The organism is Devosia sp., from assembly GCF_017307565.1.
GTDB lineage: Bacteria > Pseudomonadota > Alphaproteobacteria > Rhizobiales > Devosiaceae > Devosia.
The window spans coordinates 1-12000 of sequence record NZ_JAFKHD010000435.1 but is presented as its reverse complement, the minus strand read 5'-3'; the positions used below and the strand labels follow the sequence as shown (position 1 = coordinate 12000).

The 12000-nt window shown below is 63.0% G+C and carries 16 protein-coding genes; 9 read left to right on the top strand and 7 right to left on the bottom strand.

What is annotated here, in order from left to right:
* The 3 genes from J0I64_RS18955 to J0I64_RS18945 form a co-directional block, all read left to right on the top strand.
* Window positions 1-889 (top strand): magnesium transporter CorA family protein (locus J0I64_RS18955; protein ID WP_291411160.1); only part of this gene is annotated, 889 nt, incomplete at its 5' end.
* A 97-nt stretch (window positions 890-986) separates the two neighbouring features.
* Window positions 987-1313, top strand: a complete 327-nt coding sequence (locus J0I64_RS18950; protein ID WP_291411158.1) for a metalloregulator ArsR/SmtB family transcription factor — start codon at window positions 987-989, stop codon at window positions 1311-1313.
* Entirely contained in the window at window positions 1310-1702 is a 393-nt protein-coding gene (locus tag J0I64_RS18945; RefSeq protein WP_291411156.1) for a VOC family protein, read from the top strand. Before J0I64_RS18950 ends, J0I64_RS18945 begins: the two co-directional genes overlap by 4 nt.
* Here the strand turns inward: J0I64_RS18945 and J0I64_RS18940 are convergent.
* A complete protein-coding gene (locus J0I64_RS18940; RefSeq protein WP_291411153.1) occupies window positions 1699-2307 on the bottom strand; it encodes a VTT domain-containing protein in 609 nt (202 codons plus the stop codon). The genes J0I64_RS18945 and J0I64_RS18940 overlap by 4 nt on opposite strands.
* Before the next feature lie 393 nt (window positions 2308-2700).
* On the opposite strand from J0I64_RS18940, the gene J0I64_RS18935 reads away from it, so the two are divergent.
* Both J0I64_RS18935 and J0I64_RS18930 read left to right on the top strand, forming a co-directional pair.
* On the top strand, window positions 2701-3033 hold the full coding sequence (locus J0I64_RS18935; protein WP_291411152.1) for a metalloregulator ArsR/SmtB family transcription factor: 333 nt from the start codon (window positions 2701-2703) through the stop codon (window positions 3031-3033).
* A complete protein-coding gene (locus tag J0I64_RS18930) occupies window positions 3015-3413 on the top strand; it encodes an SRPBCC domain-containing protein (RefSeq protein WP_291411150.1) in 399 nt (132 codons plus the stop codon). The genes J0I64_RS18935 and J0I64_RS18930 overlap by 19 nt, the downstream gene beginning before the upstream one ends.
* A 3-nt stretch (window positions 3414-3416) precedes the next feature.
* On the opposite strand, the gene J0I64_RS18925 is transcribed toward J0I64_RS18930, so the two are convergent.
* The 3 genes from J0I64_RS18925 to J0I64_RS18915 all read right to left on the bottom strand — a co-directional run bounded on the left by J0I64_RS18925 (window position 3417) and on the right by J0I64_RS18915 (window position 5509).
* Window positions 3417-3785, bottom strand: a complete 369-nt coding sequence (locus J0I64_RS18925) for a response regulator (protein ID WP_291411148.1) — start codon at window positions 3783-3785, stop codon at window positions 3417-3419.
* A gap of 142 nt (window positions 3786-3927) precedes the next feature.
* Window positions 3928-5031: a THUMP domain-containing protein gene (locus J0I64_RS18920; protein ID WP_291411146.1), complete on the bottom strand. Its 1104-nt coding sequence runs from the start codon at window positions 5029-5031 to the stop codon at window positions 3928-3930.
* Window positions 5032-5077: 46 nt separating this feature from the next.
* Complete coding sequence (locus J0I64_RS18915; protein WP_291411144.1) at window positions 5078-5509, bottom strand: hypothetical protein; 432 nt, start codon at window positions 5507-5509, stop codon at window positions 5078-5080.
* Window positions 5510-5698: 189 nt separating this feature from the next.
* On the opposite strand from J0I64_RS18915, the gene motA reads away from it, so the two are divergent.
* The 3 genes from motA to J0I64_RS18900 all read left to right on the top strand — a co-directional run bounded on the left by motA (window position 5699) and on the right by J0I64_RS18900 (window position 7792).
* Window positions 5699-6562 (top strand): flagellar motor stator protein MotA, encoded by an 864-nt coding sequence (gene motA, locus J0I64_RS18910; protein WP_291411142.1) that lies wholly within the window; start codon window positions 5699-5701, stop codon window positions 6560-6562.
* A 71-nt stretch (window positions 6563-6633) separates the two neighbouring features.
* Window positions 6634-7554: a flagellar motor protein MotB gene (locus J0I64_RS18905; protein WP_291411140.1), complete on the top strand. Its 921-nt coding sequence runs from the start codon at window positions 6634-6636 to the stop codon at window positions 7552-7554.
* 64 nt (window positions 7555-7618) lie between these two features.
* Window positions 7619-7792: a DUF1328 family protein gene (locus J0I64_RS18900; RefSeq protein ID WP_291411138.1), complete on the top strand. Its 174-nt coding sequence runs from the start codon at window positions 7619-7621 to the stop codon at window positions 7790-7792.
* On the opposite strand, the gene J0I64_RS18895 is transcribed toward J0I64_RS18900, so the two are convergent.
* Genes J0I64_RS18895 through J0I64_RS18885 form a run of 3 tightly spaced genes read right to left on the bottom strand, consistent with a single transcriptional unit; the run spans window position 7789 to window position 10530 of the window.
* Window positions 7789-8256: a GNAT family N-acetyltransferase gene (locus tag J0I64_RS18895; RefSeq protein ID WP_291411136.1), complete on the bottom strand. Its 468-nt coding sequence runs from the start codon at window positions 8254-8256 to the stop codon at window positions 7789-7791. The genes J0I64_RS18900 and J0I64_RS18895 overlap by 4 nt on opposite strands.
* Window position 8257: 1 nt before the next feature.
* Window positions 8258-9787, bottom strand: coding sequence for a permease (locus J0I64_RS18890; protein WP_291411135.1), 1530 nt, complete (start codon window positions 9785-9787; stop codon window positions 8258-8260).
* Window positions 9787-10530, bottom strand: coding sequence for an ABC transporter ATP-binding protein (locus J0I64_RS18885; RefSeq protein ID WP_291411133.1), 744 nt, complete (start codon window positions 10528-10530; stop codon window positions 9787-9789). Before J0I64_RS18885 ends, J0I64_RS18890 begins: the two co-directional genes overlap by 1 nt.
* A 298-nt stretch (window positions 10531-10828) precedes the next feature.
* Between J0I64_RS18885 and J0I64_RS18880 the strand changes: the two genes are divergently transcribed.
* Window positions 10829-12000, top strand: a 1172-nt coding sequence (locus J0I64_RS18880; RefSeq protein ID WP_291411162.1) for an MFS transporter, incomplete at its 3' end; no start/stop codon positions are given.

The window sequence follows — 12000 nt, the reverse complement described above, 5'->3', positions numbered from 1 at the left end:
CTCGCCCAATGGTGAGGACGTCGCGCGGGTCGAAGGGCTGCTCGGCGTCGATGTGCCGAGCCGTGCCGAAATGGAAGAAATCGAGCTGTCCGCGCGGCTATATTCCGAGAACGGCGCGACCTTCATGACGCTGACGGCGCTGGCCAATCTCGATACCGAGACGCCGATCAAGACGCCGATCACCTTCATCCTGAAGAACAATACGCTGGTGAGCGTGCGTTACGCCGAGCCCAAGCCGTTCCTCGCCTATACCAACCGGGCACAGCGGCCCAATGGCTCGCCGCACCGGTCGGGCGACGAAATCATGCTTGGGCTGATCGAGGCGATGATCGATCGCACGGCTGACGCGCTTGAGCGCCTCGGGAATGAAACCGACACACTCTCGCGCGAAGTGTTCAAGACGGCGCAAGCGAAAACCAAGGCCAGCACCAAGACTCACAACCTCGAAAACGTCATTTCGTTGATCGGGTTGAAGGCAGAACTGCTGACAATGATTCAAGAGAGCCTCGTCAGCATTTCGCGGCTCGTGGCCTATTACTCGGTGACCGAGGAAACCAGCGACGACAAGGAAAGCCGGCACCTGGTGCGGCTGATCCAGCGTGACGCGACTTCGCTGGGCGAGCATGCGCGAGCGCTGTCTTCGAGGCTTGGTTTCCTGCTCGATGCAACGCTGGGCGCGATCAACCTCGAGCAGAACCAGATCATCAAGATATTCTCGGTGGCCGCGGTCGTGTTCCTGCCGCCGACGCTCGTCGCTTCGGTCTATGGCATGAACTTCAATGCCATGCCCGAACTCGAGTGGTCGCTCGGCTATCCATGGGCGTTGGGGCTGATGGTGCTCTCGGCGGCGTTGCCCTTCCTCTATTTCAAGCGCAAGGGCTGGCTCTAGGGCCAAGGCCTGATCGGTGTGTTTTGGAAAGGCCGGGTTCGCCCGGCCTTTTTGTTGACATGCAAGTATTTCATTGCCTATATATGCAATGAAATACTTGCATATTGTCGCGACGATGGATCCTGAGCAGCTCAATCATATCTTCAAGGCGCTGGCCGACCCGACGCGGCGCCGGATCATCGATCGACTGCGGGAAAGACCGGGGCAATCGCTGTTCGAACTTTGTGCCGGTTCGGTCGCCGAAGGTATGCCCGTTTTGTCGCGTCAGGCGGTGACGCAGCATCTCGACATCTTGGAGAGGGCGGGGCTTGTGCGGGTTGAATGGGCGGGACGGACGAAGCTCCATGCCCTGGAACTCGAACCGCTGCGCACTGCGGCGGCTCAGTGGCTTGGGCAATATCTTGAGGAAGGACGCGACGGATGAAGATCTATGTGACGAGCGTGATGGTGGACGACCAGGCCAAGGCGCTGGACTTTTATCGCGACAAGCTTGGTTTTCAGGTGAAGCACGATATCGACCTGGGCGGCGGTGCCCGGTGGCTGACATTGACTTCTCCGGAGAACCCCGGAGGGACGGAACTGCTGCTGGAGCCAAGCGGACATCCGGCGGCCAAGCCGTTCAAGGAGGCGCTGGTGGCCGATGGGATTCCCTATACCTCCTTTGCGGTCGATGACATCCAGGCGGAGGTCGCGCGGCTCAAGGGGCTGGGCGTGCAGTTTACCGTCGAGCCGATGGATGCGGGTGCGGTCTGGATGGCCGTGTTTGACGATACCTGCGGCAATCTCATCCAGATCGTGCAGATGAAGGGCTAGACGCCCAGGCGATTGCGTCGGCGGGCGAGGCTGATCACCCTGTCGAGGGCTATGCCCATGACAATGGCGAGGAGGATCGCCAGGGCCATGCCCAGCAGCGGATTGGCGGCGAACCAGCGGCCGGCGAGATAGCCCATCGCGACGTTGTAGGCGGCCCAGAGGGTGCTGGCCAGAACGCAGAGCGGAACGAAGCGACGATAGGGATAGGAGACTGTTCCCGCCGTCAGATTGACCGCGAGACGCGCCCAGGGAATGAACCGGGCCACCAGTACAAGCATGGCCGGGCGGGTTTGAAGACTGGCATCGGCCCAGCCGAGCAGGCGGGTGACGGGGCGCAGGCGCAGGTTTTCCAGGCGTTGGCGGCCGAGTGCGCGGCCGATCAGATAGGTTGCATTGTCGGCGACTATGGCGCCGATCGTGGCGGCCAGCAGGAGCGGTAGGAGGTGCGGGGTTTCGCTTGATGCAGCGAGGGCTGCCAAAGCGACGATGACGGCTTCGCTCGGAAAGAGCGGAAAGAAGCCGTCGAGGATCACGAGGACAAGCGCGATCACATAGAGCCAGGGAGATCCGGCGAGCGGCAGGATGATGTCGTGCAGGAAGTCCATGTGGCTCTTCTACTGCGGCTTGGGCACGGCCGTGTGACGGGCGGAAATGTGCTTTCGCCGCCAAATGGCCCCATCAGGGCCAAACGTGTGCCTTGTTACTTGCCTCACATCGGCGTGATCGCTGAAGCGATCAGCTTAAAGCAAAGAGGTTGAAATGAAGAATTTGCGCCTTGCCGCCCTCGCGGCCTTTACGGCCCTGTCTCTTGCGGCCTGTGGCGGCGACGCCCCTCCGCCGGCTCAAACTCCGGCGGATACAAATACGACCACGCCGGCAGCACCGCCGCCTTCCTCCTGAGGACGCGCCAAATTTGCCTCGGCTTCGGCCGAGGCTTTTGTTTGTCGAGATATGTCGGGAATTGTTGACATGTCGGGAATCTCCGACATAATGGAGGCATGAACACGGAACCAGTCTTTGCAGCCCTGTCGCATCCGGTGCGTCGCCAGGTCGTTACGCTTCTTCTCAGGGGAGAGCGTACAGCCGGTGCGATTGCCCAGGAGTTCTCTTCGATGGGGCGATCGGCGGTGTCGGAGCATCTTGCGGTGTTGCGGCAGGCCGGGCTTGTCCACGAGACCAAGTCGGGGCGGGAGCGGATCTATTCGCTCAATGCGCAGCCGCTGGCCGAGCTGCGGAACTGGCTGGAACCCTATGAAGATTACTGGCGGTCGCGGCTGGGAACGCTGGCTGCACAGCTCGAAGAGGAAGAGAAATGGCGCTCGAAACCGTAACGGTGGATCAACGCATCGCGACGACGGCCGATCGGGTCTGGGAGCGTATTTCGACGCCCGAGGGGATCGCCAAGTGGTGGGCGCCGGGCGATATCCAGCCGGTTTTGGGGCACGAATTCACGCTCGACATGAACAAGTGGGGCCAGCAGCCCTGCAAGGTGATCGAGGTCGTGCCGCTGAGGAGGCTGGCCTATACGTTCGGCAATTGGGAGCTGCACTGGACCATTACTCAGGACGAGGGCGGCTGCGTGCTGCGGCTTGAGCACAAGGGCTTTGATCTTTCGAAGGATCAGGACCGCTTTGCGTTCGAGAATATGGGCAATGGCTGGAAGAGTTTCGTGCTGCCGCGCCTCGCGAGCAGCCTGGTCGCGACTGCCTAGAGCTCAGGCTGCGCGGACATCAGAGAAGTGCTGCAGGGCGCGGTCGATGGTCGCTGCCGAAGTGGGCTTCGGGAAGAAAAGTGCGCCCGTCGGCAGGTCGGCAGTGGTGGGACGAACGCCGCCGGAAACGACAATGATCGGCAGGTGGGGCAGGGTGCCGGCAGCCAGACGCGCCAGGGCCAGGCCATCAGGACCGGCACCGAGCTCGATGTCGGTGATGAGAGCGTCGATGGTTTGATCGAGCATGTGCGCGGCGGCGCTGGCATTGGTGGCCGGAACGGGCGAATAGCCGCGCTCGGTCAACTGGTCGCAAAGATCGAGCAGCAGCAGCGGGTTGTCTTCTACGACCAGGATCTTTGAAATGTGTGACATTGGCGGCTTTCCCATCTGCGCATCATTGTGCAGGCACAGTGGGAAGCGTTTGAGCGGCCAAACGTTGCATGCGGCCAGCGCATGGCTGCTCGCATGGTTAGCATTTGCCTAAAATTGTACGGAGCCGCAGGCGCGGCGGGCTTTAGAGCTTTGCGCGGTAGAGGCCAACGCGGATGCCGCCATGGAGAACGGGCGGGAGCGCGGGCTCGAATTTGAGGCCCGTGGCGCCAGCGAGATTCTTGTCAGCGGTGATGATGCCGACGCGCCAGCCCTTGAAGCGGGTCTTGAGCACGGTGCCGAGGGTGCGGTGGAGTGTGACGAGAGGAGCCTTGTCGCCGATACGGGTGCCGTAAGGCGGGTTGAGGATGACGAGGCCCGGCGCTCCGGGTGGGGGCTCGAGGTCTTCGATGGATCTCTGCTCGAAACTGGTGTGTTCGGATACCCCGGCGCGGGTGGCGTTTTCGCCGGCCATGCGGATGGCGCCCGGGTCCTTGTCGGAGCCGTGGAAGATGAGTTCGGTCGTGGTCGTGACGACGCCCGAGCGCAGTGTCTGCCAGGCGCGGGTATCGAAGGACGGCAGCAACTCGAAGCTGAAATTGCGCTCGCGGCCGGGCGGCAGGCCGAGGGCGATCTCGGCGGCTTCGATGACGAAGGTGCCGGAGCCGCACATGGGATCGAGGACGGTCTGGGTGCCATCGTAACCGCATTGGCGGAGGAACATGGCCGCCATGGTTTCGCGCATGGGAGCCTTGTTGACGGCTTCCTTGAAGCCGCGCTTGTGGAGCGACTCTCCGGTGGTGTCGATGCTGAGGGTGACGAGGTCGTCCTCAATGCGGACCATGATGCGCAGGTCGGCATCTTCTGTGATGGGGGCGCCGAATTCCTCCTTGATCGCGGTGGCGACACGCTGGGCAGCGGCGCCGGCATGGTAGATGCGCGAGCGCTTGCAGCTCGCTTCCACGCGGACCGGGACGTTCTTGTTCAGGAAATCGGACCAGACAATCTTGCGGGAGCGCTTGTCGAGCTGGGCCAGATGCATGGCACGGAACTCGCCGATGCGGGCGAGAATGCGGGTGGCGCCGCGCATAACCAGGTTGGCGCGCCAAACGTCGGCCCAGGTGCCGGTGAAGGCAACGCCGCCATCGACGACGGCGGCGCCGGCAAATCCCTTTTCAAGGGCTTCGGCGCAAAGCGGGGCTTCAAGGCCTGGGGTCGAGACGAGGAAAATCGGAAAGCTGGCACTCATGCGCCAGCACTATCCGGGTCGCGAGGCCGGGGCAATGGCCGCCCTGTCAGTTGTTGATCGACAGAATGCCCCACTGCGTCTCGTTGCATGAGTCGTCGAGGCAGACATTGGTGATCCACATAGCGCCGTTGGCGAGGCCCACGCCTTCGCTGGTGACGATGAGATCGTTGACGTCCTGCGCGCCGATGGCGTCGAGCGTTTCGGGCATGACGAGGCTATCGAAATTATCGACGAAATCCTGCTCGTCGAGCACGTCATAGGTCTCGCCATTGGCGTTGACGGTGAGCGGATAGAAGCCGTAGCCGGCAATATCGAGGGGGCTCGATACTGCTGCTTCCTGAATGGCAGCAAAGACTTCGAAGAATCCATCGGCATCGCCGTGAATGGATTCGATGGATGCGTAGACTTCTTCTTCGCTGGCCAGAACTGGCATCGCCACTGAAGCGGCAAGAAGGGCAATCGCGGCGATACGCAGCATGAAAATGGTCCTCGAAAGCCGCTCACGGGTGGGCTCTTACCGATTGTGAGCCAAATCGGCGCAAGTACAAGTCACGCGGCAAAATATACCTGCCGTTAAGCGTGGAACCGGCATTATGCCTCTGCCGGAGAAGACAGGCTCGGTCTGCTCCCCCTGCTTTTGTTTTAGTATTGCGTCAGGTCGGGTTCGATGCGTCTCATTATCGGTGTTATCTTCGTGTTTGCCTGCGTGCTCGGCGGCTATGCCGCGATGGGCGGGCACGTCGAGGTTCTCTGGCAGCCATTCGAATTCGTCATCATTCTGGGCGCTGCAATCGGCGCCTACATCATCGGCAATAGCGGCCGTGTGCTGAAGTCGACGATCGGTATCTTCGGCACGCTGTTCAAGGGCCCGCGCTACAACAAGGCGGCCTATGTCGAACTGCTCGGTCTGCAGTTCAGCCTCTACAAGCTGATCCAGGCCAAGGGCGTTCTCGCCATCGAAGCCCATATCGAAAACCCGCACGACTCCGAACTCTTCAACCGCTTCCCGACCTTCGCCAAGAACCACCACGCGGTGGAATTCCTCTGCGACTATCTCCGCATGGTCACCATGGGCACCAACAATGCCCATGAAATGGAAGCGCTGATGGACGAGGAACTCGAAACCCACCACCAGGAGCAGGAACAGCTCGTCGGCGCCGTGCAGGCGCTGGCCGACGGTACGCCGGCTCTGGGCATCGTGGCCGCCGTGCTCGGCGTTATCAAGACCATGGGCGCCATTACCGAGCCGCCGGAAGTTCTCGGTCACCTCATCGGTGGCGCACTTGTGGGTACCTTCTTCGGCGTGTTCGTCGCCTACGGTTTCTTTGGCCCGATGGCTCAGTCGCTGCGCGGCATCTTCGAAGCTGAATCCAAGTATTTCCTCTCGATGAAGGTTGGCCTTCTGGCTCACATCAGCGGCCAGCCGCCGGTGATGGCAGTCGAGTTCGCCCGCAAGGCGCTGATGAGCGACGTGCGTCCGACCTTCAACGAAGTCGAAGAAGCCATGGCAGCCCTGCCGTCCGCCACCTAAGTCTTTAGTTTCCAGCGGGCCGCACGATCAAAGACTGATCGGGCGGCCCGAACGCTGCCGGGGGGCAGATCATGGCCAATTTCGAACAGCCGATCATCATCAAGAAGGTCAAGAAGGGTGGGCACGCCCACCATGGCGGCGCGTGGAAGATCGCGTATGCCGACTTCGTGACGGCCATGATGGCGTTCTTCCTCCTGATGTGGCTGATCAACATGACGACGGCCGAGCAGAAGCAGGGCCTCGCCGATTACTTCTCACCCCCTTCGGTCAGCCTGTCGGATAGCGGCGCCGGTGGCGTCATGGCCGGCAAGGCGATGGACAATACCGGTGCGAGCCTGTCGGGCTCGGCGTCCGACATTACCGCCCGCGAGCCGGCCGCTTCTTCGGAAGCCGTCAATGGCGAAGCTGATCTCGATGTCGGCGGGCAGGCGCGCGAGAACGGCAGCGAACTGCAGGCGTCGAGCGATTCCGAATTCAATCTGAAGTCGGTGGATGCGCAGGAATTCCACTCGGCTGCCGCCAGTATTCGTCAGGCCTGGCAGTCGATGCCGGAATTGACCCCGTTCATGGACAACCTGATCGTCGAAGAGACCGAGGAAGGCCTCAACATCCAGATCGTCGACCAGCAGGGCAAACGCATGTTCCCTGAAGGCTCGAAGTATCCGCTGGAGCCGACCCGGGTGGCGATTGCGGCGATTGCGCCTTACCTGCAGCAGCTCAATTCGCAGATGGTCATTTCCGGCCACACGGCCGCGGGCGGCCGTTACGAAAACCCGCGCTACGGCGCCTGGGAGCTTTCGGCAGACCGGGCCAATGTGGTGCGCTCGACGCTGGGCGAATTCGGCCTGACCGATGATCGCATCAAGTCGGTGGCCGGTCGCGCGTCAGACGAACCCTTCTTCCCCAACGACCCCTATATGGCTGCCAATGAGCGCGTGAAGATCACCGTGCTCCGCACCGCGCCGCGGGTGCCGCTTGCGCTCAAGCCCTAAGACCTAGAGGAACGCTGGTCGGCCAACGGCGTTCTTCTCGCATCTATCACGCGAGAAGAACGCTATGCTGCAGCTCCTGTTTATTCTTATCGTTGTGGCTCTGGCAGCCGGCGCAATGGGCTTTACCGGCATAGCCTCTGGCGCAGCGGGCCTTGCCAAAATCATCTTCGTGCTGATGCTGATCGGCATCATCATCGTCCTGCTGTTGGTGTTCAGCGGGATCGCGATCCTCTTCTAGAGCATCAGCTTGAAGCCCTCGTGGCTCTGTTCGAAGCCGAGCTTGCGATAGAAACGGTGGGCATCGAGCCGCACCTTGTTCGAGGTGAGTTGGACGATGCCGCAGCCGTCTTCGCGGCAGCGCTCGATGGCCCACTGTACCATGGTCGTGCCGAGGCCGTTGCCGCGCTGGTCGCCGCGGATGTGTACATTTTCAAGTATAGCACGCTTCATGCCGAAGCGGGGCAGGCCGGGCAGGACGCTGATCTGCAGGGTGCCGACGATTTCGCCTGCGGACTCGACGACGATGAGCCGGTGGGCCGGATCGGCGCTGATTTGATCGAAGGCGGCGCGATAGGCGGGATCGGCCAGCGTGGCCGGATCGAGCGGGGGCGTATCGGCGCCGCGGGCGTCGCCGCCGTGGCACAGAACTAGAATGGTGGGAATGTCGTCGGGACGAGCGTCCCGGAATACGAGGTCGGACATGTCAGCTTCGGTGCGGGGAAAGGGAACGCGCGATTCCTAACACGCCAATGGCGATGATGGCAGTGAGGCCGGCGACCCAGGAGCCCATGGAAAGCAATGCGCCCGTGCCGGCCCAGGTGATGGAAGCGAAGGCTTCGGAGATCGTGGCAGCGCGGGAGGCTACCTGACGGCGGCGGAACATGGCGCGGCGCATGGGCACGCGGAACCAGACCTGAATGGCTGTGGCGGAAGCGGCCGAGAGTGCCGCGCAGAGGCCGGTCGCGAGGGCCATGGTCCAGTCGTTGAGGGCGAGGAGCGCCAGGAGTGGGGCGAGAACGACCGCGACCACGACGAGGACGGCTTCGATTTTTGCCCGGAGGATATCGCGAGAGGGGATGGGGGCGGTTGCCACGAGGTCGAAGGCGTCTTCGCCCGAAAGGGCCAGCCAGGCGAGGCCGCCGGCCAATTGCCCTGCCGCCATGACCAGAACCGGGACGATGACGACGAAGGCGCCGGCGCCCTCGCCGTAATTGACCCAGAGCAGCAGCGCCGGCGGGACAAGATAGAGCATCTGCATCAGCGTTTGGGACAGCAGCCAGGGATCGCGCTGGAGGAGGCGCCACTCCTTTTGGCGCAGCACCTGGGCTGGGCTGCGGCGGGTGAAATGCTTGCCCGCCCTGGCGCGTCCGCGCCCGGTCTGGCCGACGCTGGCGGCCGCAATGGCGAGGCGGCCATAGCTGGGGGAGAAGAACAGCATGGCGATCGTGAGGATGGCGAGGCAGGTGGCAATGACAGGGATTGCCGCGGTTGCGTCGCCCATGACGGCGCGGGCGGGGAGCCAGAGGGGGCTCTCGGCATCTGGCAGATCGGCAATCAGCTCCGGTGAGCTGAAAAGGGAGAAACGCGAATAGGAGTCGAAGGAGAGAATGGCGACGGCCTGGATGCCGATGACGAAACCGGCGCCGACGATGGCGGCGAGGATTTGGGCGATGAGGCGGGTGCGCTTAGGGCCAACGAGCTGGAAAAGGCCCATGGTCATCGCCATGGCCAAGGCTACGGCGAGGGCGGCGAAAGCGGGAAGGACAAGATAGGCCCAGAGCCAATGGGGCCCGGCGAAGGCGATCAGGACATTGATAATGGGGCTGGCGAGAAGCGCGCTGAGCACGGCCGTGGACAGGGCTACAGCGCCGGTGCGGACGGCGAAGAGGCGGCGCGTCGAGGCGGGCGAGGATAGGATCAGGTCGAGGTCCGAGCGGGCGTAATAGACGCGCGTGATGGATTCGAGGGCTTGCGAGAGCATGACCGAGAAGAAGAGCAGGCCGGTGCCGGTCACCATGACGAGGGTGGACTTGTCGGCGGTGATGTCCTTGGCCGCCGGCGGGGCGATGATTGCTGCCGCGATCAGGTGGAGGAGGGCGTAGATGGCGAAGCCGCCCACGGTGAAGCCGATGAGCCGGACGCGCCGCCCACCGGTCATCATGGCGAGCCAATCGCGCCAGGACAGGCGCAATTCGTGCCGGGCGAACCAGAGAAGCGAGCCGGGCGCGGCCATCAGGCGTCTGCCTGACCGGTTTCGACCAGTTCGAGGAAGATTTCCTCAAGCGTAGATTCGCGGCCGACGCGGGCGCGCAGTTCGGCCAGTGTCCCTTCGGCGATCAGGCGACCGCCAGCGATGACGCCGATACGCTGGGCCATGCGCTCGGCCACCTCGAGAATATGGGTGGTCATGATGATGGTAACGCCCTGACGCACCTTTTCGAGCAGCACGTCTTTCACCTGGCGCGCCGAGCCGGCATCAAGGCCGGTCAGTGGCTCATCGAGGATGATGAGGCGCGGATCGTGAATGAGGGCGCCAGCCAGCGCTACCTTTTGCAGCATGCCCTTGGAGAAGCCGCCGCACAGCTCGTTGGCGTGCGGCGCCAGACCAAGCAGAGCGAGAAGATCGTTGGCGGTGTCGCGGGCATGGTCGGGATCGACCTGCCAGAGGCCGGCGACGAAATCGAGATATTCGAGCGGGGTCAGGCGATCATAGACCATCGGCTCGTCCGATACCCAGGCGAGGAGGCGCTTGGCGCCGACCGGGTCCTTCAGCACATCCGTGCCGAAGATCTCGATCTTGCCGGCATCGGGGGCAAGCAGGCCCGCGACCATGCGCAGGATAGTGGTCTTGCCGGCGCCGTTCGGGCCGAGCAGGGCGTAGAATTCGCCCGACGCGACGGTCAGGTTGAGCCCGTGAACAACGGGTCGATCGAAACTCTTGTCGAGATTCTCGATGGCAAGGGCAGGGGCGGACATGGAGGCTCCCGGAAGGTTAAGGGCAGTCTAGGACGCGCGCCTTGCCGGGGAGTGAATCGGAATCCTCAAGATTTCTCGTCGGGGCAGGGTTGCAAGAATTGCAGGTTGTCGCGAACCCGGCGGTACGGCTAGCTTCAGTTCAGTTGGGCCTCCCTCCCGACCCTTGAAAAATAAGTGATTTTCTACGGTCTGCGGCTTTGGCTCCGGGCCCTGTTATTGTTGGAGCCTAGCCTTGACCAACGGTGTTGCCCCCCTGCAGGGCCTGACCGGCCTCGCGACCAAGCTGGCGATTTTCGCCATGGCGATCGGATCGTTCGCTATCGGCACGGGCGAATTTGCCATTATGGGGCTCTTGCCCAACCTCGCCCGTGACCTCGGGGTCACCGAGCCCGAGGCCGGGCACGTTATTTCCGCCTATGCCTTTGGTGTCGTGGTGGGCGCGCCCGTTATCGCCGTGCTGTTTGCGCGGGTGCCGCGCAAGCCGCTGCTGCTGGCGCTCATGGCGTTGTTTGCCATTGGCAACTTCGGTAGTGCCGTGGCGCCCGACTATTGGTCGCTCGTGGCGCTGCGTTTTGTTTCGGGCCTGCCGCATGGCGCTTATTTCGGCATTGCGGCGCTGATCGCGGCGTCGATGGTGGAAGTCGGGTATCGGGCACGTGCCGTGGGGCGCGTCATGCTGGGGCTGACGCTGGCGACGCTGATCGGTTTGCCGCTCGCGACCTGGCTCGGGCAGGGGCTTGGCTGGCGACCGACATTCTTTGCCGTTGGTGGCATCGGTGCGCTGACGGTGCTGATGGTTATGCGCTTTGTTCCGGCCATTCAGGTGGCGGAGGGGGCGAGCCCGTTGCGCGAACTCGGTGCGCTGAAGCGTCCGCAGGTCTGGCTGACGCTGGGGATCGCCGCGACCGGCTGCGGCGGCATGTTCTCCGTATTCACCTATATCGTGCCGCTGTTGACAGAAGTGACCGGAATTCCGGCAATCTGGGTGCCGTTGGTGCTGGCGCTGTTCGGGGTTGGCATGACGCTGGGCAATGTGCTGGGCGCTTACATGGCTGACCGGGCACTGATGAAGACGATTGGCGGGATGCTGGCTTTCAACATCATCAGCCTTGCGGCCGTGCCGTGGATGGCACAGGCTTGGCCAACGGCGGCGCTGAGCGTGCTGGGCGTGGGCTTTACGGTGGCCATCGGCACGGCGCTGCAGACGCGGCTTATGGACGTGGCTGCGGACGGGCAGACGCTGGCGGCGACGCTCAATCATGCCGCGTTCAACATTGCCAATGCGCTCGGCGCGCTATTTGGCGGCATGGCTATCGCGGCTGGTTGGGGCTGGGCTTCGACTGGCCCCGTAGGCGCGGTAATGGCGGTGATCGGGGTTGTGCTGTTCGCTGTGTCGCTCTGGCTCGAGCGACGGGACAGCGGCTGGACGCCGGAGCCCGCCGGCCCGTCGGTGCCGAGGATGACGCGGTT